Below are 26,391 nucleotides of genomic sequence, written 5' to 3'. Positions count from 1 at the left end.
CGTTTTTCGTGGCGGCGTGCGGCCGATGTCATGCGCAGACGCGCCGCGATGCACGCGCATCGGCGCCAGCTGCCAGGTGCACGCGTCGCCGAGCGCATCGGCACTGAAGGCTGCCGCGTTGCGATCACCGCGACGCTTTGCGCAACGGTTCCATGCCGTGTCCGCGCTGCGCGGCAATGAGATGCGGCAACGCCATTGCGGCGCAATTCTTGCGGTCGCCCGCTGGTAACGCTTACAGCCACGCTGCGTCTGCATCCGGGCTGCGGACTCAAGCGCGCGCGGTGTTTCGTGCCTGCGTGTGGCCTTGTGTGTTTGCTGCAACGCACGGTGACAAGCCCCGGCACGCGTGACTAGGCTGCGCCGCGTGTTAGCGCTATCAGTCCTGCATCGCGTGCTGGCACGGGGTTGCGCGCAGGGGCGCTCGATGGCACGCGGGGCGCAGGCGTTCCGATTGGGAAGGCAGTCGCAGGTGCTGTACAGGTCGAGGCGCAGGCCGCGTTCGTCAGGAACGTGGCACACGCACGGCTGGCATCAAGGGGGATCTGCCGGCGTTCGAGGCGGCGGGTCGGATGAAGTGCTGCAGGCAGACAGGTCGTGTGCCGTCCAAGGTGCGTGGCCAGGCAAGCGCCGCGTCGCATTCCGCGACCACGGCCGTGGGTGTTGGACCAGACCCGAGGATAGATCGATGCGTCGTACGTTGAGCAATGTGAAGTCGAAGGCCATGTTCACCTTTGTCGGTGGCATCCTGGTGATCAATCCGGCCTTCGCGCAGGAGGCTCCTGCGCAGCAGGTGTCGCCGCCGCAGTCCAGCGCACAAACCGCCACCACGCTCGATGCGGTCAACGTGACCGGCATCCGCAGCAGCCTGGACCAGTCGATGGGCATCAAGCGCGATGCTGCCGGCGTGGTGGATGCGATCAGCGCCGAAGACATCGGCAAATTTCCCGACACCAATCTGGCCGAGTCGCTGCAACGCATCACCGGCATCTCGATCGAGCGCCGCGACGGCGAAGGCGCGCAGGTCACCGCACGCGGCTTTGGCCCGCAGTTCAATACGGTCACCCTCAACGGCCGCCTGATTCCCGGCGCCGATGCATTCGGCGCGCCTGGCCAGACCCCGATCGGGGGTGTGGATGTGGGCACGCGTGCATTCAATTTCGCCCAGCTCGCCTCCGAGGCCATCACCGGGATCGAGGTCTACAAGACCAGCCGCGCCACCGCACCCAGCGGGGGGATCGGCGCCACCATCAACATCCAGACCGACAAGCCGTTCAACCATTCCGGCGTGGTGGCCAATGCCGGCGCCAAGATGGTGTCGGATCGTTCGCAGCCGTTCGGCGATTCGCTCACCCCCGAAGTCTCCGGCATCTTCAGCTACACCAATCCCGACAAGACCTTCGGTATCGGCTTGAGCGGCAGCTATCAGAAGCGCCACGGCGGCTCGGTGCAGGCCACCGAAAACACCTGGAACATCCAGCGCTGGACCGGCACCGATCCGGCCTTGCGTCCGGATGCGGTGGTGACCAACGCCCCGGCGATCGGCCAGTTGTACGGCATGCCCAACGACCTGCGCTATGCCTTCGCCGACTTCCAGCGCGAGCGCACCAACGGCCAGGCGGTGATGCAGTTCGCCCCCAGCGACAGCCTGACCCTGACCCTGGACTACACCTATTCGTCCAACGAGATCCGCGAAGAACGCGGCGAGCAGGGCATCTGGCTGCAGCGCGCCAACAGCTTCACCGATCTGACCTTCGACACCGGCCAGGCGGTGGCCACGCCGGTGTATCTGCGCGATGTGCCCAACGGTGCCAAGGACTTCGGCATGGAGCAGCAGCGCAACGAGCAGAAGTACACGCTCGGCTCGCTCGGCTTCAATGCCGATTGGCAGGTGAACGACCGCTTCCAGCTGTCCTTCGATGCGCACAACTCCAAGACCAAGAGCCTGCCCAACGACCCGGTCACCGGCGGCAGCGCCACGTATTTCAGTTTCGCCGGCACCAACAACTGCAGCAACGGCCCGTCCTGCGGCGGCCAGTGGGGGCAGGAGCTGCGCTTCAATGGCGGGCTGCCGATCGGCGCGCGCACCTGGTATCCCACCGCGGCCGATTCGCTGGCCGGCACCAACGGCGTGCTCAACCCGGACTTCACCCCCGCCGAACTCGGCTCGCAGGTCCTGCGCATCTTCTATCAATCGCAGGTCACCGAGATCAAGGAAGGCCGCATGGACGGCACCTTCGACTTCGAGGACGGGCGCTTCCAGTTCGGCGTGAGTACCGCCAATACCACCATGAACCGGCTCACCAGCGACACCAACTCCACGCTGGGCGACTGGGGCGTGGCCAACGCCGGCAACGAGCCCGGCATGCAGGCGCTGCTGCGGCCGGTGAGCATCACCGGCATGTTCAAGGACTTCAACGCCAACGGTGCCGCGCCCAATGCATGGCGCGGCGATGCCGATCAGCTGGCGCTGTGGGGTGGCAGCCAGTACGGCGCCACGACCCGCTACAACCCGCAGTACAGCGCCGATAACCAGGTGGAAGAGAAGACCCGCGCCGCCTACGTGCAGCTGGAACTGAAGGGCGACATCTCCGGCATGACCACCAATACCCGGCTGGGCCTGCGCTACGAGCGTACCGATGTGGAATCCACCTCGCAGGTGGCCACGCCCACGGCGTTGCTGTGGCAGGCCAACAACGACTTCCAGCTGTTGCGTTCCACCGAGCAGCAGCCCTTCAGCGAAAAGACCAGTTACAACTACATCCTGCCCAATCTCGACTTCAGCATCGACATCTCCGATCAGCTGAAGGGGCGCGCCTCGTTCGGCCAGACCATCGCACGGGCGCCCTACAACAACCTGATCGCCGGCCCGACGCCGAATACGCCCAATGGCTCGATCCTGATCAATCCCTCCAACCGGGCCGGCGGCAGCGCGCAGAATCCGCAGCTGGATCCGCTGGAATCGGACAACCTCGACCTGGCGCTGGAGTGGTACTTCGCCGATGCCAGCTACGTGTCGGCCACGTTCTGGAACAAGCGCGTCAGCAACTTCATCGGCAATACGGTCTCGCGCGAATCCCTGTACGGGCTGAGCGATCCCACCTCCGGCCCGGATGCACAGTCAGCGCTGGCGTTCCTGCAGAGCGGGGCCTGCGCAGCGCAAGTGGGGGCGTCGGGCAACGACGTCGCCGCCGCGTGCTCGGCCAACGACACCTCGCTGTTTGCGGCGATGGCCTTGCTGCGCAACGCCGCAGCCACCGGCGGGCTGGCTGCCTACAACGGCAGCTCCGCGCAGAGCCTGGCACTGGAGAACGCCTACGACATCGTCGGCAATGCCTCCGACCCGTTGTATCAGTTCGATGTGTCGCGCCCGGTCAACCAGAACAAGGCCAATATCCACGGCTGGGAACTGGGCGGGCAGTACTTCTTCGACACCACCGGCTTCGGCATCTATGCCAACTACACCATCGTCGAAGGCGATGTGGGCTTCGACAATACCGTGATCGATCGCGACCAGTTCGCGCTGCTCGGCCTGAGCGACACCGCCAATGTGATGCTGATGTACGAAAAATACGGCTGGAGCGCGCGTCTGGCCTGGAACTGGCGCGACGAATACCTGATCGCCGCCAACCAGGACAATGCCAACCGCAATCCGTACTACGTCGAGGCCTACCAGCAGTGGGATCTCAGCGTCAGCTACAGCTTCAGCAAGCAGCTTTCCGTGGGCTTTGAGGCGATCAACCTGACCGGCGAAGACGTGCGTTGGCATGGGCGCTCGGACAAGCAGATCATCCGCCTGATCGACCAGCAGCCGCGCTACACGCTGGGTGTGCGTTACGCGTTCTGACAGGCCGGCTGCGCTCAGCTCTCCTCCCAGTGGGCGCAGCGACGCGGCTTGCGGCAGGGCTGGCTCCCATGCTGCTGTGCCGCTTGCCGGCCTGTCGCTTTTTGGCAATGCTCGCCACGGCAGGCGCGGCACCGGGCGGCGCGATCGACGCATTTCTCGTAATGCGGTGCTCCATCGTGGAGCACCGTGGGAGTTTCAGATGACGCGATACGCAGTGCTCAACAACGTGGCGCATCACGATCTGCGCGTCATCCTGCGCTTTGGTGCCGAGTTCGGCGACGCGCTCGGCCTGGTGCCGGCGTTTGTCACCGAGTACGCCGAGCTGCAGCGCGAGTATCCGTTGTTCTTTCGCAAGGATCCTGCCGCCGGCGGCTACCAGTCGGTGGCGCTGCTGGGCTTTGCGCAGGACGAGAACCTGTTCCTGCAGGAGGGGCGCTGGGCAGCGAGCTATCTGCCGGGCATCGTGGCCAAGGGGCCATTTTTGATCGGCTTCCAGGAGCAGCGCGTCGATGGCGTGTTGGCACAGGAGCCGGTGATCCACGTCGATCTGGAGCATCCACGCGTCAGCCGCCATGAAGGCGAGGCGGTGTTTCTGCCGCAGGGTGGCCACAGCCCGTATCTGGAGCATGTCATCGATGTGCTGCGCGGCATCCGCGACGGTGTGGATGCCGGCCAGGCGATGGCGGCCGCCTTCGACACCTTGGGGCTGATCCAGCCGGTGCAGCTGGATGTCACGCTGGATGCCACCCACGCGACCACGCTGGAAGGCCTGTTCGTCATCGACCGCGAGCGGCTTGCCGCACTCGATGCGTCGTCGTTGCAGCAATTGCACCGGGCCGGCCATCTGGAAGCTGCGTTCCTGATGCTGGCCTCGCTGCACAACGTGCGCCGGCTGATGGCCGAAAAGCAGCGCCGCCTGCAGCAGGTGCACGCTGCATCTGCGACCGCCGCATTCGCCTGAGCGCATGACGACCGGCGCAGCCATTTCCTCCATCGCGCCCATCGCCGAGTGCCGCGATTGCCATCCCGGCGCGCTGCCGCTTGCTGCGCTGTGCGAGGCGGCCGAGCCGGTGGTGCTGCGTGGCATCGCACGCGACTGGTCACTGGTGCAGGCCGGGCTGCGCAGCGCCGACGAGGCGATGGCGCTGCTGCGCGCGCACGATGGCGGGCGCGCCTTGCAGTATTCCCATGGCGGCCCGGAGATCGCCAGCCGCCCGTTCTACAGCGACGATTGCAGCGCGCTGAATTTCGATGTGCAGCGCGGCAGCCTGAGCAGCTTGCTGGAGGCGATCGTCACGCATCGCGATGACCCGCAGCCGCCCACCTACTACCTGGCGTCGTTGCCGATCGACGACAACCTGCCGGGCTTGCGCGCGGGCAATGATCTGGATGTGGCCGCCAGCGGCATCGCGGTGCAGCCGAGCATCTGGATCGGCAATCGCGTCATCGCCTCCTGCCATTACGATGTCCCCAACAACCTGGCGTGCTGCGCGGTGGGGCAACGTCGCTTCACGCTGTTTCCGCCCGCGCAGGTGGCCAACCTGTATCCCGGCCCGCTGGATCCCACGCCGGGCGGGCAGGTCGTCAGCATGGTGGATATCGCCAACCCGGATCTGCTGCGGTATCCACGCTTTGCCCAGGCGCTAGCGCAGGCACGCACCGCCGTGCTGGAGCCGGGCGATGCCCTGTTCATTCCCGGCATGTGGTGGCATCACGTGCACTCGCTGCAGCCATTCAACGTGCTGATCAACTACTGGTGGAACAGCGTGCCTGCGTACCTGCCGGCGCCGATGCCGGCGCTGTATCACGCACTGTGGTCCATCCGCGACCGCCCGGCAGCGGAAAAAGCGGCATGGCGCGCCCTGTTCGACTACTACGTGTTCGGTCCGGCCGAGCGCGCGGGCGAACACCTGCCCGAGCAGGCGCGGCATGCGTTGGGCCCGATCGATCCCACCCTCGCGCGACAGCTGCGTGCGATGCTGATCGGCAGGCTCAACCGCTGATGTGCGCGATCGGCGTCCAGGCGACTGGCCGGGCCACTGCGCAGCTGCGCCTGCCGGCGCAACCGGTGTGCGGCATCCGCATGGGCCACCCAGGCGAGCGGTCACTGCGTGGCTTCTGCGTCACCCACACGTTCGAGCACGATGCTGTGCCGGCCAACCGACATCCACCCCACAGGAGCGCGCAGTGAGCCAGGCCCCGATTCGCAAGGTCGTCATTGCCGGTGGCGGCACCGCCGGCTGGATCGCCGCCTGCGCGCTGTCGCACCAGTTCCGCGACCTGCTGGAGATCACCCTGGTCGAGTCCGAGCAGATCGGCACCGTGGGCGTGGGCGAATCCACGGTGCCGCCGATCCGCAGCTTCCATCGTTTCCTGCAGATCGACGAGCAGGAATTCCTGCGCGCGGTGGCCGGCACCTTCAAGCTGTCGATCTCCTTCGAGCATTGGCGCCGCCAGGGCGAGCGCTACATCCATCCGTTCGGCATCACCGGGCAGAGCACGCTGGTGTGCGCCTTCCATCATCTATGGCTGGAAAGCCAGCGCCGCGGCATGCCGGGCAGCTTTGGCGATTACTGCCTGGAAACCGTGGCATCACGCCTGGATCGCTTCGCACTGCTGCGCGAGCCCGCGGTCAATTACGCCTATCACCTGGATGCCGCGCTGTATGCCAGGTTCCTGCGCACGCGCAGCGAGGCCTGCGGTGTCAGGCGCATCGAGGGCAGGATCCAGCAGGTGACGCTGCAACCGGACAGTGGCGATGTCGCCAGCCTGGTGCTGGAAGACGGGCAGGTGCTCGAGGGCGACCTGTTCATCGATTGCAGCGGCTTTCGCGGCCTACTGATCGAACAAGCGCTGCACACCGGTTACGAAGACTGGAGCCATTGGTTGCCCTGCGATCGCGCCGTGGCGGTGCAGACCCAAGCGCTTGGCCCGCCGGTGCCGTACACCCGCGCCATCGCGCACGAGGCCGGATGGCGTTGGCATATTCCATTGCAGCATCGTGTGGGAAACGGCCTGGTGTTTTCCAGCAAGCACCTGTCCGACGACGAAGCGCATGCCAGGCTGCTGCGCGATGTGGCCGCGCCTGCGCTGAAGGATCCGTGGCTGGTGCCGTTCCGCACCGGACGCCGGCGCAAGGCCTGGAACCGGAACGTGGTGTCGCTGGGCCTGGCCAGCGGCTTCATCGAACCGCTGGAATCCACCAGCATCCATCTCACCATTGCCGCGGTGGTGCGGCTGATCACCCTGTTCCCGGCAGACGGTATCGCGCCCTCGCAGGTGGAGCTGTTCAACGACATCAGCCGCGCCGAGATGGAGCACGTGCGCGACTTCATCATCCTGCACTACCACGCCACCCAGCGCGACGAGCCGCTGTGGCGCCAGTGCCGCGCGATGGAGCTGCCCGCATCGCTCGCGCTGCGCCTGCGCGCCTGGCGCGAACGCGCACATGCCTGGCAAGCGGCCGATGAACTGTTCCGCGTGGACTCCTGGACCCACGTCTTGATGGGGCAGGGCATCGTGCCCGCGCAGCATCACCCGCTGGCGCGCGCGATGTCCGATCACGATCTGCGTCGCCTGCTCGACGGCATTGCCCAGCCGATCCGGCAGGCGGTGGACCAGATGCCCCCGCAGCAGGCATTCATCGACGCGTATTGCAAGGCCGGGGAACGCGTGTGGGGCTTGCGCAGCCCGGTCGTGGCGTAGGCAGGCGACCAACCGCGATGCAGTGCCGCTTGGTGGTTCATATGCTGCCCGCACGACGTTTTCGATCTCGCATCGCTGATCGCGCCGCGAGGGAGTGCCGTCAGCCGCAGGTGGGCCACGCTGGCAACAGCACGCGGCCAGTCCATCACCACGGTGCCCAGCTGCTCGCCTACAACCGCATCAGATCCCTGCCGACCACAATCGGCCCGGCGTAGTGCTTGCGCGCGCCCGCGCTCCACATGGCATCGGTGATCGTCGGGTCGCCGCCGGGCACGAAGTGATTGAGCACGAGCATCTTTGCATTGGCTGCCGCTGCGATCCTGCCGACGTCCTCGCTGGTGGAGTGGCTCTTGAGCAGATGGTCGAGCAAGGTCGGCGCGTTGTCGTTGGTCTTGAGCATCCTTTCCAGTGCGGGCAGGTACATCACCTCATGCACCAGGATGTCGGTGTCCTTCGCGAACTCGGCCAGTGCGGGCAGGTAGCGCGTATCGCCGGAGAACACCACCGTGCGCTCGCGCGTGGCGAAGCGGTAGGCGAATGCGGGCTTGAGGGTGTAGTGATCCACCAGCGTGGCGGTGACGGTGACCTGCTCGTTCTGCAGCACCATGCAGGGCTGGTCGAACTCGTGCACCTGGATCAGCTGTCTGAACGGCGGGCGGCCTTCTTCGCGGATGCGCGCATCGATGTCGATGGCATTCATGTCGACGAACGCGTCCACCATTTTGGCGATGCCGGGCGGTCCGTAGAGATGCACCGGCGTCTGCAGCCCGCTCGCCCAGGCCAGCCACACCACGTTGAGCAGGTCGGCGTTGTGATCGGAGTGGTGGTGGGTGAGAAAGATGTCGCGCAGCGCGGGCAAGCGGATGCCGGCTCTGGCCAGCTGCTGTGCAACGCCGTTGCCGCAGTCGATCAGATAGGGCTGCCCGTCGATGACCAGCGCATTGGCGGCTGCGGCGCGCAGCGGTGAGGGCGTGGGGCCGCCCTTGGTGCCGAGCAGGACCAGCACGCTGCCGTTGGCCGGGAAGGGCGCTGGCGATGCCGGGTCCGCTGCCGCAATGGCGTCCTTCGGCTCGCGCCGGAGTGCGGCACCCAGCGGGCTCGCCACGCCCAGCGTGCCCGCGGCCAGCGCGAGGCGCAGCATCTGGCGGCGGGAAGTGCGTGGAGAAGATGCGGACATGACGGCTCCTGTCGAAGCATGGGGAGGATGTGCCAGGCGGCGCGCGGCGCTGCGTCAGACGATCGCGAGGTGGCCGGGCCTGCGACTGCGTCACGCAAATCCCGGCACGGATATCCGCGCGCCCGGAGACCGGAGCGCGGCAGCTGCGGCGTACGCTGCGGGCGGGGGAGCTGCGCTGGATCGGTCGCGCCGATCCAGCCGTCGCGCTCGAACGGTGAGCTTGCCGCAATGGCCGTCAGAGCTTGTGCGCGATGAACGCGTTCAACGCGGGCGAACGATAGAACGCCATGCATTGCGCAAAGATCCTGTTGAACGGCCCGCGGCGCGCTTCGTCCTTCATCGGCACCTCGGCGCGATGGAAGCCCGCCGTCTGCTCGGCCACGAAGCGATGCAGCCGCTCGGTGGCGCCGACCTTGGCATTGTCGAGCGCATAGGTCGTCAGCAGATACGAGCGGTCGCGTAGCTGGTCGGAAGTGTACTTGCCGCTGCGTTCGTAGTTGTTGTCCAGGCACAGCTGAAGCGCGTATGCCTTGACGTCGTCGCGATTGGCTGGTGCGCCGGCTGCGCTGGCGGTGACCTGTAGCGACAAGGCCAGCAGTGCAGCTGCGGCAACGAGGTGAGGAGTGCGTTGAACGGGCATGCCGATCCAGGTGAAGGAGGATCTGCCAAGTCTGCATCATCCGCACGCTGCAGATGAAGTGCTGCAGGCGGCTCGACGCGCGTGTTCGATAATGTTCCCAGGGCGACGCAGCACCATCGAAGCACAGAGAACGGGGCAACTGGATCTATCCATCAGGCGCGCCGAAACATCAACCGCATTCGGCGCAGGCCAGGCGTCGTCGCACGTGGCAGGCGAGACCCCGCCTGCCACGTGCATCACCCGCTTATTGGCCGAAGTAGGTGGAAATGCTGGAATACACGTCCGAGAAGCGCGAGTAGTAATCCGGATCGGTCTGCGCGGTGCAGTACGAGTAGCCGCCGTACAGGCCGCCGCGCAGCTGGTACGCGCCACCGCTGGCGACGGTGAACAGGCCCGAGCCGGACGAGCCACCCTCGGTGACGCCATCGTTCCACACCACCCGATACAGCGGACTCTTGCCGTCGATGCTGGTGCTCAATCCATTGACGGTGCCCAGCGAATACTTCTTGACGTCGCCGGAGGGGTGGTGGATGCCGACGATCGACGTGCCGGTCGCGCCGATCGCCGCGCTGTTCCATGCCGCGTAGAACGCGCCGCTTGGCGGTGCGGTCTTCAGCTCCAGCAATGCGGTGTCACGCGTGGTGTTGGCGTGGCGCAGGAACGCACCGCCGGTCAAGGTGGTGGCCTGCGCGCTGGCGGTGTTGCCGTTGCAGCTGGCCGCATCGTAGAACCAGTACGTCTGCAGTGTGTTGGCGACGGTCTGCGTGCTGATGCAATGTGCCGCGGTCCAGAACAGGTTGCGCTTGGGCGAGTTGGTGTTGTTGAGCAGCGTGCCGGTGCACAGGAACGAGCCCTGGCTGGTGGTGAACACCATGCGCGCCACCGCCTTTGCGGCATTGGTGAAACCGGCGGTGGGATTGGCGCGGCAGACGACATCGTTCTGGCAGGAATCGCTCTCGCCGATGGCAATTGTCATCATGTCGCGTGGGCTGGCGGTGGGGCTGATGTCCAGATGCGACAGCTGCGGGATGCTCAGGCTGAAGTTCTCCGGATACTGGCCGGCCGGCAGCGACAGTTCCACCAGCAGGTTCTCGCCGCTGACGGTGGGCGACCAGCCGATCGCATCGCCGCCGGCGGCGAAGCTGGCACCGGATTGTTCGAACACCCGGCCGTCGTCGCCGGCAAAGCGCAGCGTCACCTTGGACGGATCACCCGGGGTGGCGCCGGCGCCACGCAGGATCAGCGACGCACGCAGCGAGGCCGCCTGCGCGGAGCCGACCTTCAGGGTCGCCACGCGCGAGCCATCCTTGGCCATCTGCCAGTCAAGCGTGGCCAGGTTGACCAAGGGCTTGGCGACCGTGCGCGAAAAACCGATCTGCAAGGGCTGCCCATGTTTGACCTGTGCGATGCGGCGCTCACGCACGCGACTGATCTCGGTACCGGTGGGCGCAGTGAGTTGCACCACACGCGTGGGCAGGATGCCGCCACGCAGACTTGCCGACTGCAATGTCGCCGCACCAAGTTTGGCCGCTTGCGGCGCGGTGTTCACCGGCGCTGCGTCCATTTCGGTCGGCGGCGCTGCCAGTGCGGAGCCGGAAACGGCGGAAAACAGCGCCAGGTACAACGCATTCTTGCGATTCATGGGTAGTCCTTCTCGTCAGGGAACGGCAGGCTGCGGCGGGGGCCACGTCCTGCGGGCGCCATCGTTGGCGCCGAACGAGACTAGCGAATGTTTAAAGCTGAATATGTGCTGAAAATCTCGTTCAGAGATTGGCAGTCCACAAAAAGATAATCGCGTTCTGCGCGCAACTCCACGCGGGCACGCGCAGCCATCTTGCCTTGCACACGCGCGAGGCGCTGCAGCGCAAGCGCGCCTTAATCGTTTGCACCACGTACACCGCCATACAGGCAGCAACGCGATCGTGCACTGCATCTGCAGCGACGCCTGGATCGAGCCGTCAGGCGATACAGGCAGGCCGCATGCGGGAGGGCCTGCGGCCCTCTCCGCGCAGGACTGAAGGTGGCGTGCGCTACCCGGATGTCGGCACGGGTAGTGCCTGTAGGCGAAGGCGCTGCAGGTTATTCCAGCGCGTCGCTGGCGCGGAAGTCGGTCGAGCGGCCGCTGGCCTTCAAGAACGCCAGGACCGCAAGGCCGATCACCATCCAGGCGGTACCGCCAAGTTGCGCATGCCGGTCGGCATTGATCAGCACGTAGGCCAGGATGAGGATGCCGATCAACGGCGTCGCAACATGCAACAGCAGGCTGCGGCCCCGTCCGCGAAAATGCCACAGCACCGCCACGTGCAACAGGATGAAGGCGGTCAGTGCGCCGACGTTGCACAGCGAGGACAGCAGCGCGATCTGTCCGACGAAGACTTCGCCCAGCACCATGCTCAAGCCTGCCACCAGCAGGATGGCGCGCTGCGGTACGCCGGTGCGTGGATGGATGTAGCGCAGGAAGGCGGGCAGCTGGCGGTCGCGTGCCATGGCGAACAGCAGCCGCGAGGTGGCGGCCTGCGCCACCAGTGAATTGGCGATCGCCGCACTGATTGCCACCGTGAGCGCAATGACGACCTGCAACCACGGCCCGGCGATCAGGCGCCCGATCTCGAAGAAGGCATCGTTGGAGGCCTGCGCGCTGGGATAGCGTTGCAAGGTGGGTTGCAGCAGCGCGGCCAGCCAGGTCTGCAGCACGAACAGGCCGGCCACCAGCAACAGCGCCAGCAGGGTTGCCCGGCCGACCACGCGGTTGCCGCCACGGGCCTCTTCCGACAGCGTGGAGATCGCATCGAAGCCCAGGAACGACACCACTGCCACCGACAAGGCGCTGAAGATCAGCTGCGGCGAAAAGGCCTGCGGGTTATAGAAGGGGCGCAGGCTCCACTGCGCACCATTGACGCCATGCTGGATCGCCAGGCTGGCCAGCACCACGAACACCGCCAGCACCACCAGCTGCGCGTAGAGGAAGAAGCGATTGGCACGCGCGGTGGTTTCGATGCCGCGCAGGTTGACCAGCGTGTTGAGCACCACGAAGAAGGCGATCCAGGCCGGCTGCGGCACCGCCGGCAGCACGTTGTGCATGGCGTTGGCGCCGACCACGTAGAGCAGCGTGGGCACCAGCAGATAATCCAGCAGGATCGCCCAGCCGGCCAGAAAGCCCATGCCGCTGCTCAGGCCGCGGCCCACATATGCATACACCGAGCCGGCCACCGGAAACGCCTGCGACATCTGCTGGTAGCTCAATGCGGTGAACAGCATCGCCACGAAGCCGACCAGGTAGGTCAGCGGCACCATCCCGGCGCTGATGTCGAACACGCCGCCGAAAATGGAAAACGGCGCGGTCGGTACCATGGACACCAGACCGTAGATCAGCAGGTCCTTGAGCGTGAGCTGCCGCTTGAGTTCCTGGGTGTAGCCAAAGCGTTCCAGCGTAGCCGCGTCGTCGCGGCGGGGTGTGTCGGTCATGCAGGTGTCCGCTGAAAGGAGTGCCGGGTCGCGACGCAGACGCGGTAGAGCGTCTGAACGGCGATGCTGCAGTGCAACTGCCGGCCAGGCATTGTGACCATAATGTGGCCGCCAAGCCCATCCATTGGTAAAAATGCTAGGTTTTCCATGCTGGATGCGCTCCAGCGGCATACGTCGACACCGAAGGACCCACCATGTTCGACACTCTGGCCAGCCTGGGCCGCGACCTGCAGGCGCTGCACACGCTCAATGCCTGCCTGGATCGGGTGTTTGCCGATGTCTGCGGACTGGGCTTCCAGTCGTTGGTCTACGACTACGCACCGGTCCCACTGAGTCTGGAAGGTGCCTTGATCACGCCGTCGGTCTTCATGCAGCGCAACGCGCCGGGCGATATGCAGCACGTCTGGTGCGAGCACGGGTATTACCAACATGACCCGGTTCAGCAGCGTGCCACGCGGCGTACCACGCCATTCGTGTGGTCCTATCGCAACGATGGCGACATGGAGGGCGTGGAATACGTCGGCAGCCAGCATCGGCAGGTCACGCGCTATCTGTGCGACAGCGGCATGGGAACCGGTGTCACCGTGCCCTTGCATCTGCCAGGCGGCGCGTTTGCGACATTCAGTGCCGCAGTGGACGCCGTCGCGGGCGAGGCGCCACGGCTGGCCGAGGCGCAGCTGTCGCCCTTCCTGCTGCTGGCGCATGCCTTTCAGGCACGTGCGCAGGAGTTGCTCGATCCGCAGGAACGCCGCTGCCACCACATTGCATTGACCCGCCGCGAGCGCGAATGCCTGCAGTACTCGGCCAGGGGGCTGACAGCCAAGAGCATCGCCGCTGCGCTCAACCGTTCCACCGCCACGGTGAACCTGCATCTGAACTCGGCAGCACGCAAGCTGGGTGCGCGCAATCGCGTCGAGGCCGTGGTGCGTGGCATGCATTACCGGTTGCTGGAGCCGTAGGCGCGTCTGGTTCGGCGGCTGCGCCGACGCCTCAGCGATAGACGACGGACGATAGCGAGTTCGCGCTGGCCAAGACCTGCGAGTGGCGCGTGCCATCGCGGTGCTGGTCGATGGCCATCCGGGCCACCAACGGCATGCGCAGCTGGATCGCATCGCCTTCGTCGGGCGTCTGTCCCCGCAAGCAGCGCGAACCTGGGAGTTTTGCCAGTTAACGCGCGGCGGTTCGCCCGCTAGGCTCGGCGCTCATTCTTGCCGTCAGCAGGCGTAGGTCATGCAGTCCACCGAGGGTTACGTCCAATTCCATGGGTACCGCACCTGGTACCGCATCACCGGCGACCTGCGCAGCGACGCCTGCCCGCTGATCGTGCTGCACGGCGGCCCCGGCTGCACCCATGACTACGTGGACAGCTTCAAGGACCTGGCCGCCAACGGCCGCGCGGTGATCCATTACGACCAGCTCGGCAACGGCAAGTCCACCCATCTGCCCGATGCCGACCCCGGCTTCTGGACGGTGGGGCTGTTTCTGGACGAGTTGCAGGCCTTGATCACGCAGTTGGGGCTGTCGCAGTACGCGTTGCTGGGGCAGTCCTGGGGCGGGATGCTGGCCGCCGAGCATGCGGTGCGCCGGCCGGCCGGCCTGCGTGCGTTGGTGATTGCCAACTCGCCGGCGTCGATGGGCCTGTGGCGCGCTGCCGCGCTACGGCTGCGCGCGCGCCTGCCCGAGGACATCCAGGCGGTGCTGGATGCGCACGAAGCGGCCGGCACCCTGGACGCCCCGGCCTATCGCGCCGCAAGTCAGGTGTTCTACGCCCAGCACGTCTGCCGCGTGCTGCCGTGGCCTGCCGACGTGGCGCGCACCTTCGCCGCCATCGATGCCGACCCGACCGTGTACCACGCCATGAATGGTCCGACCGAATTCCACGTGGTCGGCAGCCTGCGCAACTGGAGCATCATCGAGCGCCTGCATCGCATCAGCGTGCCCACGCTGGTGCTGTCGGGCAAGTACGACGAAGCCACGCCGGAAACGGTGGAGCCGTACGCGCGCCTGATCCCGGACGCGCGGTGGCATGTGTTCGCCAATTCCAGCCATATGCCGCATGTGGAAGAGCGCCCGGCGTGCATGCGCCTGGTCGGCAACTTCCTCGACGACCACACGCCGTGGCCCGGTGCGGAACTGGCGCATGCGTCCACGCTGGCCAGCCGCGCGGTGTGAGCCGGTGGGGCGGGGCGCGTGAGTCCGCGCGATCCCGAGCGTGCCCGGCCTGCCGGGCGCTGCTGCGGTGCGTCTCGATGCAGCCTGCGCTGCGGCCTGCGCATCGCAAGCGTCGGTGTGGCAACGTTTTAAGAGTCGTCGTCTTGGGACACGCAGATGCGCCGCAACGGCGTGTCGCTACCTCCACGCATCCACTACCGATCGCCACGCTGCGGTCGGACATTCCCTCAGGCACCACGTGGTCGGGCTGAAGTGACCTGACCTTGCCGATAGACTTGTCATGGCGCCAGCGCTCGCCCACTGTCGCGATTGATCCAAAGCGCAGTCACGCCTCGTCTTCAGCAACGCGCATGTAATGCCGCGCAAATCGCGCGCCGGTGCGATGGCACTGCTGCTACGCACCACTACCTCTGACGACTCACAGCACGCGGTCGTGTGCAGCTACCACCGCGTCGCGTCCGGTAAATGCATATGGATTCTTGGAGAGCGCATTTGCCACTAGCAACTGCGGTCGAAAGCGCGCGTGAGCAGACCGGCATCAGTCTGCGTTTGCATGCATGGAAAACACATCTGCCTACATAAGAAAACAGCGCGCACGACACAGCGCTGTCCTGTCCCGGGTGTCTTCCGCTGTCTCTTTTGCATGTCCTGCCAGAAGAACACCGTGGTGCGTCAAAGTTTCAGTGATGGATAATTGTTTTATGTTTTAAATCGCGCGAAGAATGCGGCCCCCACGCACCGCTTTGCTGTTGTCGTCGCTACGGCGCAGGCAGCACGCATCGCTTTTCCACTTCTTTGGGAGAGGCTGCATGATGATCAAGACATTCCATGGCGCACTGGCGCTTGCACTGTCCGCTTGCGCTGCGGGCGCCATTGCCGGCCCGGTCGGGTACGGTGCCGCCACCACCGGCGGCGGCAACAAGACACCGGTCAACGTGGCCACCTTCGAGGCCATGCAGGCGGCCATCGACAGTTACTCCGGCAGCGGCGGGTTGGTGCTCAACTACACCGGCAAGTTCGACTTCAGCACCATCAAGGACGTCTGCGCCCAGTGGAAGTTGCCGGCCAAGACGGTGCAGATCAAGAACAAGAGCAACATCACCGTCAAGGGTGCCAACGGCTCGTCTGCCAACTTCGGGCTATGGGTGGTGGGCAATTCCAGCAACGTCATCATCCAGAACATGACCATCGGCCTGCTGCAGGGCGGCGAGGATGCCGACTCGATTTCACTGGAAGGCAATTCCAGCGGCTCGCCGTCCAACATCTGGGTGGACCACAACACCGTGTTCGCCTCGTTGACCAAGTGCTCGGGTGCCGGCGATGCGTCTTTCGACGGCGGCATCGACATGAAGAAGGGTACCCATCACGTCACCGTGTCCTACAACCACGTCTACAACTATCAAAAGGTCGCGCTCAACGGATACAGCGACAGCGACACCAAGAACTCAGCCGCGCGCACCACCTATCACCACAACCGCTTCGAGAACGTCGAATCGCGCGTGCCGCTGCAACGTCGCGGGCTGAGCCACATCTACAACAACTACTTCAACAACGTCACCACCTCGGGCATCAACGTGCGCATGGGCGGGGTGGCCAAGATCGAGTCCAACTACTTCGAGAACATCAAGAACCCGGTGACCTCGCGCGACAGCAGCGAGATCGGCTACTGGGACCTGATCAACAACTACGTCGGCAGCGGCATCACCTGGAGCACCCCGGACGGCAGCAAGCCTTACGCCAACGCCACCAACTGGATCACCACCAAGGTGTTCCCCGAACCGCTGGGCTACACCTACAGCATCACCCCGGCCGCACAGGTCAAGGCCAAGGTGATCGCCACCGCCGGTGCGGGCACCAACCTGGCCGAGTAAGCGGCAACGGCCTGCGCGCGCATCGATCCCCGGCATGTCCGGGGATTTTTGTCGGTGCGAGGCAGCAGGTTCGCGCATCGCCGGTTGCGGCCAGCCACGGCCGTCACTGGTGGTAGCGCACCGGGAGGCCGTGGTCCCCGTGCGGTGGATGCGGGCAAGAGCGCTTCCGGGCTGATCGACTCCCGCTCCCGGGCCGGCGTCAAGAGGCGCGGCAGGCGCCGCGACGCGGTATCGTGTCGCGATCCCATCCATCCAAGCCCGTCCATGCCGCTTCCGACCGATCCCGTTGCTGAGCACGCTCCGTCCGCCACGCCCGCGTTGCGCCATGCGCTGAAACCGCGGCAGTTGATGATGATGGGCCTGGGTACGGCGATCGGCGCCGGGCTGTTTCTGGGCTCGGGCGTGGGGATCCATGCGGCGGGGCCGGCAGTGCTGGTGTCCTATCTGATCGCCGGAGCGCTGGTGATCATCGTGATGAACGCGCTGGGCGAAATGGCGGCCTCCAAGCCGGCCAGCGGGGCGTTCTCGGTGTACGCGGCCGATGCGATGGGCCCGACCGCCGGTGCGACAGTGGGCTGGTTGTGGTGGCTGCAGATCGTGGTGGTGATCGCCGCCGAAGCGGTCGGCGCGGCGGGCCTGCTCGCCTCGGTCTGGCCGGCGTTGTCGGTGCCGTTGCTGGCAGTGGTGTTCATGGCCACCTTCACCGCGATCAACCTGCTGGGCGTGCGCAATTTCGGCGAGTTCGAATTCTGGTTCGCCATCCTCAAGGTCGTGGCGATCGTGGTGTTCCTGCTGATCGGTGTGGCCCTGCTGGCCGGCTGGTTGCCCGGCGTGGTGTCGCCGGGGCTGTCCAACTTCACCCAGAACGGCGGGTTCGCGCCGAAGGGATTGGCCGGCATCGGCTCGGCGTTGCTGGTGGTGGTGTTCGCCTTCGGCGGCACCGAAATCGTGGCGGTCGCCGCTGCGGAAACCGCCGACCCGGGCCGCAGCCTGGCACGCACGATTCGCACCGTGGCCTGGCGCATCCTGGTGTTCTACATCGGCTCGATCAGCGTGATTGTGGCGGTGGTACCGTGGACCAGCGCAGCGCTCAGCTCGCCGTTCGCTGCGGTGCTGGAGGTGGCGCGCATTCCCGGCGCGGCCACCGCCATCACCCTGGTCGCCGTGGTGGCCTTGCTGTCGGCGCTCAACGCCAACCTGTATGGCGCCTCGCGGATGATCTTCTCGCTGGCGCAGCGCGGCGAAGCGCCGCGGGTGCTTGGCAGGACCAGCGGCGAGCAGGTGCCGCTGGTGGCGGTGATCGCCAGCGTGCTGTTCGGGTTTGCCGCCGCCGCGCTGGAACTGCTGTACCCCAACAAGGTGTTGCCGATGCTGCTCAACATCGTCGGTGCCACCTGCCTGCTGGTGTGGACGATCTCGCTGCTGTCGCAGCTGATCCTGCGCGCACGCGCCGACCGCGCCGGCGTCGTATTGCCGTTCCGCATGCGGGGTTACCCGTTTCTGACCCTGCTGGCCCTGGCGATCCTGGCGGTGATCTTCGTGCTGCTGGCATCGTCGGTGGACACCCGCGCGCAGTTCCTGTCGATGGTCGGTCTGACTGTCTTCATCGCCGTGGTCAGCGAGCTTGCCCGGCGGACGCGCGGCGCCGCCTAGCATGCCGCAGCGCCTTGAACGCTACCATCTGGCGGCAGGACAGGCGCGACGGTTTGACGCAGATGCGACCCCGTGTCGCATCGGGAACCCGCTCGAGCGTCCCTATCATGATGCGGTAGCGTAGGAGGTCGCGATCGGCCACCGCAGCGAGTCTCGGCGATCGATCTGCACCCGCTGCGCTGCGGTTTCCCCATTTTCCTGGAGGACTCTCCATGGATGCCTTGCTGTTATCGCGGATCCAGTTCGGATTCGTCATCGCATTCCACGTGCTGTTTCCCGCATTCACCATCGGGCTGTCCAGCCTGCTGGCATTTCTCGAATGGCGCTGGCTGCGCACCCGGCTGCCGGTGTGGCGCGAGCTGTATTTCTTCTGGCAGAAGATCTTTGCCGTGTCCTTCGGCATGGGCGTGGTCAGCGGCATCGTGATGGCCTTCCAGTTCGGTGCCAACTGGCCGGAGCTGAGCCGGATCGCCGGCAGCGTGATCGGCCCGTTGCTGAGCTACGAAGTACTGACCGCGTTCTTCCTCGAGGCCAGTTTCCTGGGCGTGATGATGTTCGGCTGGGGGCGCATCTCCGAGCGCCTGCATTTCCTGGCGACCTGCATGGTGGCGCTGGGCACGCTGTTTTCCACGTTCTGGATCCTGTCGTCCAACAGCTGGCTGCAGACCCCGGCCGGCTATGAGGTGGTCGACGGCATCGTGCATCCGGTGGCGTGGCTGAAGATCATCTTCAACCCCTCGTTTCCATATCGGCTTGCGCACATGGCGCTGGGCTCGTTCATCACCACCTGCTTCGTGGTCGGCGCGGTCGGGGCGTGGTATCTGCATCGCGGCGTGCATCGCGAGGCGGGGCTGCGCATGCTCAAGCTGGCGGTGGCCTTCGCGGCGATCACCGTGCCGCTGCAGATCTTCGTCGGCGACATGCATGGCCTGAACACGCTCGAGCACCAGCCGATGAAGATCGCGGCGATGGAAGCGCACTGGCATGACGAGGGCCAGGACAAGGGCTTCCCGCTGGTGCTGTTCGCCTTGCCCAACGCGCAGGCCGAGCGCAACGATTACGAGGTGGCGATCCCGCGCCTGGGCAGCCTGATCCTGACCCACAGTCTGGAAGGCAGCATCAAGCCGTTGACCTCGGTGCCGGCCGCCGATCGCCCGCCGGTGATGCCGGTGTTCTTCGCCTTCCGCATCATGGTCGGGCTGGGCTCGTTGATGCTGCTGGTGGCCTGGGTCTCGGCGTTCGCCTGGTGGCGCGGCAAGTTATTGCAGTGGCGCTGGCTGTTGGCGGCCTGGCGCTGGATGCTGCCGAGTGGCTTCATCGCGCTGGTCTCGGGCTGGTTCGTCACCGAGATGGGGCGGCAGCCATATGTGGTCTACGGGCTGTTGCGCACCGCCGATGCGGTGGGCCCGCAGTCGACGTTGATGACCGCGATCTCGCTGGCGGTGTACGTGCTCGGCTATGCCTTCGTGTTCGGCTGGGGCATCTGGTACCTGGTCAAGATCGGCAAGATCGGGCCGACCCCGCATGACGCGCCGCAGCTGGACCACGGCGAGCACACGCCGGCACGGCCGCTGTCGGCGGCCGATGAACCGATCGACGGAGCCGCATGATGGACATGAGCAGCGTATTGCCGGTGGCGTGGTTTGCGGTGATCGGCTTCGGGGTGCTGATGTACGTGGTGCTGGATGGCTTCGTGCTCGGCATCGGCATCCTGGCGCCGTTCCGCAAGGACGAGGCGCAGCTGGACCTGATGATGAACACCGCCGCGCCGATCTGGGACGGCAACGAGACCTGGCTGGTGCTGGGCGGGGCAGGGCTGCTGGCGGCGTTTCCCAAGGCGTATGCGGTGATCCTGTCGGCGCTGTATCTGCCGGTGTTGCTGATGGTGATGGCGCTGGTGTTCCGCGGCGTGGCGTTCGAGTTCCGCTTCAAGGCGCATCGCTCGCGGCGGCTGTGGAGCAATGCCTTCGCTGCCGGCTCGATCCTGGCGACATTTGCGCAGGGCGTGATCCTGGGCGCGCTGGTGCAGGGCCTGGCGATCGAAAACGACCGCTATGTCGGCGGCATCTGGGGCTGGTTCAGTCCCTTCGCGATGCTGACCGGCGCCGCACTGGTGTTCGGCTACGCCTTGCTCGGCAGCACCTGGCTGATCCTCAAGACCGAAGGCCACGTGCAACAGCTCGCGCGCCAGCTGAGCCGGCCATTGACGATCAGCGTGTTGATCTTCATCGGCCTGGTCAGCGCGTGGCTGCCATCGCTGCAGTCACATGTGATGGACCGCTGGTTCAGCGATGCCCATTACCTGTGGCTGATGCCGGTGCCGGTGCTGGTCGCCCTGGTGGGGTTCGCGCTCTGGCGTTCCACCGACGCGGGGCGGCCGGATACGCCGCCGTTCCTGTTGGCGATGGGCCTGTTCGTGCTCGGCTTTCTCGGCCTGGTGCTGGGCATGTGGCCGTATCTGGTGCCGCCGGTCTACACGATCTGGCAGGCCGCCGCGCCGCCGTCTTCGCAGTTGTTCGCGTTGATCGGCCTGGTGGTGCTGCTGCCGCTGATCCTGGGGTATACGGTGTGGTCGTACCGCGTGTTCCGCGGCAAGATCACCGCCGATACCGGGTACCACCATTGATCGAGCGGAGACGCATGCGCGCGGCGAGCCGCCCGCTCAGCGCAGGCGCTGCCTGAACATCCATTCCCACATCGCCGGGTCCGCGTAGGTCGCGTCCCAGGCGTTGTGGTTACCGTCTGGATATTCGCTGTAGCGCACATTGGCGCCGATGCCCTTTGCGGCCCGGTACAGCGCGCGGTCGTCGTGCGGTGGCACCGAGTCGTCCTTGGCGCCATGGAACATCCAGATCGGCACGTGCCTGAGTTGGGTGACCGCAGCGGTGTACGGGTCGGCTTCCTTGGCTACCAGGCTGACGTAGAGCGTGCGACGCTCGTCGCGCGGCGCCTTGAGTGCGCCGCAAATCGGCACGATCGCGGCAAACCGCTGCGGCTGCATCAGCCCGATTTCCCAGGCGCCATAGCCGCCCATCGAGATGCCGGTGAGATAGGTGCGTTGCGGGTCGGCACCGAATTCGGCACTGGCCGCATCCAATGCGGCGATCGCCATGCGTGCATTGATGCCCAGCCACTCCTCGTCGTCGGGCACCTGCGGCAGCACCACCAGGGCAGGGAACTCGGCGGTGTGTGCGCTCAGGTAGGGGCCGACGCCCACTTCGGCCTGATCGCGCCCGTTGTCGCCGCGTTCGCCCGAGCCATGCAGGAACAGCACGATGGGGCGCGGTTGCGGCGCCTTGGAGGTCGGCACGAATACCTGATAGCGGTAGAGCCGTCCTTCCAGCTCCAGCGTGCGGGTGACGAAATGGCCGCGGCGTCCGTCGTGGTGGCGCTCAGCCATGCTGGAACAGCCGGCCAGGACCAGCGCCACAATCGCAAGAACAAGACAACGACGGATCACGCAGACCTCCTGACCAATGACAGACCCGCAGTATCGCCGCATGCAGGTGTGCTGGCATGTCGCGCTGCGGCGATTTTGCCGACTCTTCATCCGATCCTTGCCGCTGTATGCCCGGCACGACGTTCGGCGCAAGCGCCGGGTACGGCGGCTACGGCAGCAGGATCAGCGTCGCCAGGCCGAGGAAGCTCAGGAACCCCATCACGTCGGTCAGCGTGGTCAGGATCACGCCACCGGCCAATGCCGGGTCGAAGCCCAGCCGCTTCAGCGTCACCGGGACCAGTACCCCGCCGAAGGCGGCGGTGAGCATGTTCAAGGTCAGCGCGGTGCCGATCACCAGCGACAGCATCGGCTGGCGGAACCACGCCAGCACGATCAGCCCCAGCCCGATCCCCAGCACCATGCCGTTGATCAGCGCGACGGTGAGTTCCTTCTTCAGCAAGGTCATCACGTTGGAGGAGCCGATCTGGCCCAGCGCCAGGCCGCGGACCATCAGCGCCAGCACCTGGGTGCCGGCGTTGCCGCCCATGCCGGCAACGATCGGCATCAGCGCCGCCAGGGCCACCAGTTTGGCGATGGTGCCTTCGAATTCGCTGACGACGCTGGAGGCCAGGAACGCCGTGCACAGGTTGATGCCCAGCCAGATCAGGCGGCGGCGGAATGCGCGCCGCGCCGGGCTGAACATGTCCTCGTCCTCGTCCAGGCCGGCCGCGCTCATGGCCTGGTGCTCGGCCTGTTCGCGGATGATGTCGACCACGTCGTCGATGGTGATGCGGCCGAGCAGGATGTTGTTGTCGTCCACCACCGGCGCGGAGATCCAGTCATGGTCGGAGAAGCGCCGTGCGACCTCGTCGGAGCCATCGCCCACGTCGATCGCCGGTTGTTCGTCGTCGATCAGGCGATTGACCGGCGTGCTGTCCTCGTGCGTGACCAGCGCGGCCAGCGACACCCGGCCCAGATACTGATGGCGTCTGCTCACCACGTACAGGTGATCGGTGTGATCGGGCAGCTCGCCGCGCAGGCGCAGATAGCGCAGCACCACATCGACATTGACGTCGGCGCGCACCGTCACCACGTCCGGATTCATCAGGCGGCCGGCGGTGTCCTCCGGATACGACAGCACCTGCTCGAGCCGCTCGCGGTTCTCGCGGTCCATCGACTTGAGCACTTCGTCGATGACGGTGTCGGGCAGGTCTTCGACCAGGTTGGCCAGATCGTCGATGTCGAGGTCTTCGACCGCGGCGACGATCTCGTCGGTGTCCATGTCGGCCAGCAGGCTTTCGCGCACTTCATCGCCGACATGCAGCAGCACTTCGCCGTCGTCTTCCGGGTCGACCAGGCCCCACACGACTTCGCGCTTGCCGGGCGGCAGCGACTCCAGCAGGTTGCCGATCTCCGCCGGCGCCAGTGTATTGACCAGCCGGCGTACCGGGCCCAGGCGTCCGCTATCCAGCGCATCGGACAGCAATCGCAGCTGTCGCGCGGTCTTGTCGTGGCGGACGGCTTCGGCCATGCGCGGCTCCCTGCAAGAGTGGACACGTCCCGATGGAAGACGCGGTGCTGAGTCAGCACGGCATTATCGCTTGCGCATGGTGACGAAACATACAGTGCGAAGGGCAACGCGCAGGAACATCCCCTGCGCGATGACGCAATCGCTCAGCGCATCAGGCCCTGCGCGACATTGGCCAGCCACTTTTCGATCCCCTTGCGGTCGCGCGCGCGCAGCAGTTTTTCGCCATGCACGCGCAACTCGCCCAGGTGGATGTCGCGCACCGCACGGCGTACCTCCAGCAGCGTGGCCGGATGCAGGCTGAACTCGGTGAGCCCCAGGGCCAGCAACATCGGGACGAAGCGCGGGTCGCCGGCGATCTCGCCGCACACCGCCACCGGCTTGCCGAACGCGCGCCCGGTGGCGATCACCTGCGCGATCAGGCGCAGCACCGCCGGATGCAGCGGCGAGTACAACTCGCCCAATGCCTCGTTGTTGCGGTCCACCGCCAGCAGGTACTGCACCAGATCGTTGGTGCCGATCGACAGGAAATCGATATCGTCGATAAAGCAGTCCAGCGCCAGCGCCGCAGCCGGCACTTCGATCATTGCGCCGAGCGGAATGTGCTCGGCGATCTCGTGGCCTTGCTCGCGCAATTGTGCGGCCAGCTTCTTGATCTGCCGGCGCAACAGCTGGACTTCCTCGCGGCCGCTGACCATCGGCACCAGGATGCGCACCGGCCCGTAGCCGGAGGCGCGCAGGATCGCGCGCAACTGCGCCTGTGCCACCGCAGGCCGGGCCAGCGACAACCGCACCCCGCGCAGACCCAGCGCCGGGTTGTCTTCGTCGCTCAAGGTCAGGCCGGTGCGGTCGGCCTTGTCGGCGCCCAGGTCCAGGGTGCGGATGGTGACCGGTCGCCCGCTCATGCCCAGCACGGTGTCGCGGTAGGTGTGGAACTGTTCCTCTTCGTCCGGCAGCTCGTTGCGCTGCAGGAACAGGAATTCGGTGCGATACAGGCCAAGGCCACTGGCGCCGAGTGCGTGCGCCTTCGCCACGTCCTCCAGCGATTCGGCATTGGCCAGCAGCGTGATATCGACGTTGTCGCGCGTGCGCGTGGGCTTGGAGCGCAGCCGGCCCAGTTCGCGCTGTTCCTTGGCCAGCGCGCGCAGGCGCTCGCGGTAGTCGCGCAGGTGCTCGGGCTTGGGATCGACGATCACCTGGCCGGAACCGGCATCGACGATCAATACATCGCCATCGTCGATCCGCTGCACCGCATCGCTTACCCCCACCACCAGCGGCAGGTGCAGGCTGCGCGCCAGGATCGCGCTGTGCGACAGCGCGCTGCCGGCGGTGGTGACGATGCCGACCACTCCTTGCGCCTGCAGCTGCGCCAGCTCCGACGGCGCCACGTTGTCGCAGACCAGGATCTCGCCGGCCACGCCCTTGAGATCGGGCGCGCGCTTGTGCAAGAACGCATGGATGCGGCCGATGACGTGATCCAGGTCGTCCATGCGGCTCTTGAGGTAGGCGTCCTCCATGCCGTCGAACACCGCCGCCAGCCGGTCGCGCTGCACGCGCAAGGCGTAGTCGGCGCTGTAGCGGTGGGTGCGGATCAACTCGTCCAGGCCTTGCAGCAGCTCCGGGTCGTCGAGCAACAGCGCATGCAGTTCGAGGAACTCGCCGACCTCGCGCGCAAGCGCGCCATGCAGGCGGTCGCGCAGCTGCTGCATCTCGGTGCGTGCCGCGTCGATCGCCACGTGCAGACGCTGCAGCTGGGTTTCCACCTGGCTGGCGGGCACGCGTTGCTCGGCCACTTCCAGCGTGTGGCTCTGGCGCACGCGCGCGCGTCCGAGTGCGTTGCCGCGCGAGGCGGCATGTCCACGCAAACGCACGCTCATGTGCGGCCCTGGCGCGGACGCGCCCTGTCGGTCAGCCCAGCACCGACGCGGCGCATGCTCAGCTGTCCTCGTCGAAACGACGCTCGAACAGGTCCACCAGCGCCTGCAGCGCTTGCGCTTCGTCCTCGCCATCCAGCCGCACCACAACGCTGGTGCCCTGGCCGGCGGCCAGCAGCATCACGCCCATGATGCTCTTGGCATTCACCTCGCGGCCCTTGGCCGCCAGGGTGGCGTTGCTGCGATAGGACGACAGCGTCTGCACCAGCTTGGCGGTTGCCCGCGCATGCAGTCCGAGTCGGTTGGAAACTATGAGTTCGCGTTCAAGCATCGTCGATGATCGCTCCGTTGCGGGTGCCTGCCGCCGCGGTGGCGGGCAGCTCCTGCAATCCTTGTTCGGGGTAGTTCATCACCCGCAGCAGCATCGGCAGGCTGAGCGCGGACACCCGGCGAACCGGCGTGCCGAGCTTTGCCAACCGGCTGGCGAGATTGCTGGGGCTGGCGCCGTACAGGTCGGTCATGACCAGCACGCCGTCGCCGCTGTCGACCCGTCGCATCGCCGACGAGGCCTGGGGCAGCAAGGCGTCCAGGTCTGCATCGAGCGGCACATCGAACGCTTCGGTCTTCAGCGGCAACTGCCGCAACAGCCCCGTCGCCACGTTCAACAACGCCGCGCCGATGCCGGGATGAGTAATGAGGAGAATGCCACAGGCCATGCCGAAACGTTAACAGGTCGGCATGACCGCGCGATAGCGTCTGCCGGCACCGATGTGTTGCGAAATGAATAGCCGTTTAGGACCGTCGCACCGTGACGCGCACGATGCCTGCAACACATGCGTTGCCGCCGGCACGGCAATGACCCGTGACCTCGCCAGTCTCCCGATGCGTCCCCCATCACAAGCGAGCGCTGCAGTTCGCAAGTGGCAGGCCGTGCATGATCAGAATGTGCGCGGACCTGCACCGATGACACGCGTTCTTGCAGACTGCATGACACCGCTCTGACGATTCCCCAATCCCCAATCC

Annotated in this window: 19 protein-coding genes; 10 read left to right on the top strand and 9 right to left on the bottom strand. The window is 66.0% G+C overall.

The features are described from left to right. Positions 1-685 precede the first annotated feature (685 nt). The 4 genes from EO170_RS15725 to EO170_RS15710 all read left to right on the top strand — a co-directional run bounded on the left by EO170_RS15725 (position 686) and on the right by EO170_RS15710 (position 7,549). Positions 686-3,844, top strand: coding sequence for a TonB-dependent receptor (locus tag EO170_RS15725; protein ID WP_164739155.1), 3,159 nt, complete (start codon positions 686-688; stop codon positions 3,842-3,844). A gap of 199 nt (positions 3,845-4,043) precedes the next feature. After that, the gene (locus EO170_RS15720) at positions 4,044-4,805 is read left to right on the top strand and encodes a SapC family protein (RefSeq protein ID WP_126946364.1); all 762 of its coding nucleotides are present in this window, start codon (positions 4,044-4,046) and stop codon (positions 4,803-4,805) included. Positions 4,806-4,809: 4 nt separating this feature from the next. After that, entirely contained in the window at positions 4,810-5,847 is a 1,038-nt protein-coding gene (locus EO170_RS15715) for a cupin-like domain-containing protein (protein ID WP_126946362.1), read from the top strand. Between the two features lie 184 nt (positions 5,848-6,031). Continuing rightward, positions 6,032-7,549, top strand: a complete 1,518-nt coding sequence (locus EO170_RS15710; protein ID WP_126946360.1) for a tryptophan halogenase family protein — start codon at positions 6,032-6,034, stop codon at positions 7,547-7,549. Positions 7,550-7,718: 169 nt separating this feature from the next. Here EO170_RS15710 and EO170_RS15705 read toward each other — a convergent pair whose 3' ends face one another. The 4 genes from EO170_RS15705 to EO170_RS15690 all read right to left on the bottom strand — a co-directional run bounded on the left by EO170_RS15705 (position 7,719) and on the right by EO170_RS15690 (position 12,831). After that, positions 7,719-8,726 (bottom strand): MBL fold metallo-hydrolase, encoded by a 1,008-nt coding sequence (locus EO170_RS15705; protein ID WP_126946358.1) that lies wholly within the window; start codon positions 8,724-8,726, stop codon positions 7,719-7,721. A 235-nt stretch (positions 8,727-8,961) separates the two neighbouring features. After that, the gene (locus EO170_RS15700; RefSeq protein ID WP_126946357.1) at positions 8,962-9,366 is read right to left on the bottom strand and encodes a hypothetical protein; all 405 of its coding nucleotides are present in this window, start codon (positions 9,364-9,366) and stop codon (positions 8,962-8,964) included. Between the two features lie 244 nt (positions 9,367-9,610). Next, positions 9,611-11,008: a trypsin-like peptidase domain-containing protein gene (locus EO170_RS15695; protein ID WP_119131181.1), complete on the bottom strand. Its 1,398-nt coding sequence runs from the start codon at positions 11,006-11,008 to the stop codon at positions 9,611-9,613. A gap of 437 nt (positions 11,009-11,445) precedes the next feature. Next, positions 11,446-12,831, bottom strand: coding sequence for an APC family permease (locus tag EO170_RS15690; protein WP_126946355.1), 1,386 nt, complete (start codon positions 12,829-12,831; stop codon positions 11,446-11,448). Positions 12,832-13,025: 194 nt separating this feature from the next. Between EO170_RS15690 and EO170_RS15685 the strand changes: the two genes are divergently transcribed. The 6 genes from EO170_RS15685 (at position 13,026) to cydB (ending at position 21,153) form a co-directional block, all read left to right on the top strand. Further along, positions 13,026-13,790: a LuxR family transcriptional regulator gene (locus EO170_RS15685; RefSeq protein WP_126946353.1), complete on the top strand. Its 765-nt coding sequence runs from the start codon at positions 13,026-13,028 to the stop codon at positions 13,788-13,790. 271 nt (positions 13,791-14,061) lie between these two features. Then, positions 14,062-15,003: a proline iminopeptidase-family hydrolase gene (locus EO170_RS15680; protein WP_104583041.1), complete on the top strand. Its 942-nt coding sequence runs from the start codon at positions 14,062-14,064 to the stop codon at positions 15,001-15,003. Between the two features lie 809 nt (positions 15,004-15,812). Further along, positions 15,813-16,874: a polysaccharide lyase family 1 protein gene (locus tag EO170_RS15675; RefSeq protein ID WP_104648161.1), complete on the top strand. Its 1,062-nt coding sequence runs from the start codon at positions 15,813-15,815 to the stop codon at positions 16,872-16,874. Between the two features lie 264 nt (positions 16,875-17,138). Then, positions 17,139-18,527: an amino acid permease gene (locus tag EO170_RS15670; protein WP_115677660.1), complete on the top strand. Its 1,389-nt coding sequence runs from the start codon at positions 17,139-17,141 to the stop codon at positions 18,525-18,527. Between the two features lie 212 nt (positions 18,528-18,739). After that, positions 18,740-20,137, top strand: a complete 1,398-nt coding sequence (locus tag EO170_RS15665) for a cytochrome ubiquinol oxidase subunit I (protein WP_104648159.1) — start codon at positions 18,740-18,742, stop codon at positions 20,135-20,137. Continuing rightward, positions 20,137-21,153 carry a cytochrome d ubiquinol oxidase subunit II gene (gene cydB / locus EO170_RS15660; protein ID WP_126946531.1) on the top strand — a complete coding sequence of 339 codons (1,017 nt, stop codon included), beginning with the start codon at positions 20,137-20,139 and terminating at the stop codon, positions 21,151-21,153. The genes EO170_RS15665 and cydB overlap by 1 nt, the downstream gene beginning before the upstream one ends. 36 nt (positions 21,154-21,189) lie before the next feature. On the opposite strand, the gene EO170_RS15655 is transcribed toward cydB, so the two are convergent. The 5 genes from EO170_RS15655 to EO170_RS15635 form a co-directional block, all read right to left on the bottom strand. Continuing rightward, the gene (locus tag EO170_RS15655) at positions 21,190-22,029 is read right to left on the bottom strand and encodes a prolyl oligopeptidase family serine peptidase (RefSeq protein ID WP_164741068.1); all 840 of its coding nucleotides are present in this window, start codon (positions 22,027-22,029) and stop codon (positions 21,190-21,192) included. 106 nt (positions 22,030-22,135) lie between these two features. Beyond that, positions 22,136-23,497: a magnesium transporter gene (gene mgtE / locus EO170_RS15650; RefSeq protein WP_104583046.1), complete on the bottom strand. Its 1,362-nt coding sequence runs from the start codon at positions 23,495-23,497 to the stop codon at positions 22,136-22,138. A gap of 143 nt (positions 23,498-23,640) precedes the next feature. Then, positions 23,641-25,371 (bottom strand): phosphoenolpyruvate--protein phosphotransferase, encoded by a 1,731-nt coding sequence (gene ptsP / locus EO170_RS15645; protein ID WP_126946351.1) that lies wholly within the window; start codon positions 25,369-25,371, stop codon positions 23,641-23,643. Between the two features lie 58 nt (positions 25,372-25,429). Then, the gene (locus EO170_RS15640) at positions 25,430-25,699 is read right to left on the bottom strand and encodes an HPr family phosphocarrier protein (RefSeq protein ID WP_016904613.1); all 270 of its coding nucleotides are present in this window, start codon (positions 25,697-25,699) and stop codon (positions 25,430-25,432) included. Continuing rightward, a complete protein-coding gene (locus EO170_RS15635) occupies positions 25,692-26,084 on the bottom strand; it encodes a PTS sugar transporter subunit IIA (protein WP_016904612.1) in 393 nt (130 codons plus the stop codon). Before EO170_RS15635 ends, EO170_RS15640 begins: the two co-directional genes overlap by 8 nt. Positions 26,085-26,391: the final 307 nt, after the last annotated feature.

The organism is Xanthomonas sp. BRIP62409, from assembly GCF_003992965.1.
Taxonomy (GTDB): Bacteria; Pseudomonadota; Gammaproteobacteria; order Xanthomonadales; family Xanthomonadaceae; genus Xanthomonas; species Xanthomonas euroxanthea.
Note: the sequence above shows the minus strand (reverse complement) of the source record. Positions and strands in the feature narration are given on the sequence as shown.

Coding starts and splice junctions, on each gene's coding strand:
- EO170_RS15715 (WP_126946362.1), top strand. CDS start 4,810: ATGACGACCGGCGCAGCCATTTCCTCCATCGCGCCCATCGCCGAGTGC.
- EO170_RS15685 (WP_126946353.1), top strand. CDS start 13,026: ATGTTCGACACTCTGGCCAGCCTGGGCCGCGACCTGCAGGCGCTGCAC.
- EO170_RS15675 (WP_104648161.1), top strand. CDS start 15,813: ATGATGATCAAGACATTCCATGGCGCACTGGCGCTTGCACTGTCCGCT.
- EO170_RS15720 (WP_126946364.1), top strand. CDS start 4,044: ATGACGCGATACGCAGTGCTCAACAACGTGGCGCATCACGATCTGCGC.
- EO170_RS15705 (WP_126946358.1), bottom strand. CDS start 8,726: ATGTCCGCATCTTCTCCACGCACTTCCCGCCGCCAGATGCTGCGCCTC.
- EO170_RS15680 (WP_104583041.1), top strand. CDS start 14,062: ATGCAGTCCACCGAGGGTTACGTCCAATTCCATGGGTACCGCACCTGG.
- EO170_RS15640 (WP_016904613.1), bottom strand. CDS start 25,699: ATGCTTGAACGCGAACTCATAGTTTCCAACCGACTCGGACTGCATGCG.
- EO170_RS15700 (WP_126946357.1), bottom strand. CDS start 9,366: ATGCCCGTTCAACGCACTCCTCACCTCGTTGCCGCAGCTGCACTGCTG.
- EO170_RS15655 (WP_164741068.1), bottom strand. CDS start 22,029: ATGCGGCGATACTGCGGGTCTGTCATTGGTCAGGAGGTCTGCGTGATC.
- EO170_RS15695 (WP_119131181.1), bottom strand. CDS start 11,008: ATGAATCGCAAGAATGCGTTGTACCTGGCGCTGTTTTCCGCCGTTTCC.
- cydB (WP_126946531.1), top strand. CDS start 20,137: ATGGACATGAGCAGCGTATTGCCGGTGGCGTGGTTTGCGGTGATCGGC.
- EO170_RS15635 (WP_016904612.1), bottom strand. CDS start 26,084: ATGGCCTGTGGCATTCTCCTCATTACTCATCCCGGCATCGGCGCGGCG.
- ptsP (WP_126946351.1), bottom strand. CDS start 25,371: ATGAGCGTGCGTTTGCGTGGACATGCCGCCTCGCGCGGCAACGCACTC.
- EO170_RS15665 (WP_104648159.1), top strand. CDS start 18,740: ATGGATGCCTTGCTGTTATCGCGGATCCAGTTCGGATTCGTCATCGCA.
- EO170_RS15670 (WP_115677660.1), top strand. CDS start 17,139: ATGCCGCTTCCGACCGATCCCGTTGCTGAGCACGCTCCGTCCGCCACG.
- mgtE (WP_104583046.1), bottom strand. CDS start 23,497: ATGGCCGAAGCCGTCCGCCACGACAAGACCGCGCGACAGCTGCGATTG.
- EO170_RS15690 (WP_126946355.1), bottom strand. CDS start 12,831: ATGACCGACACACCCCGCCGCGACGACGCGGCTACGCTGGAACGCTTT.
- EO170_RS15725 (WP_164739155.1), top strand. CDS start 686: ATGCGTCGTACGTTGAGCAATGTGAAGTCGAAGGCCATGTTCACCTTT.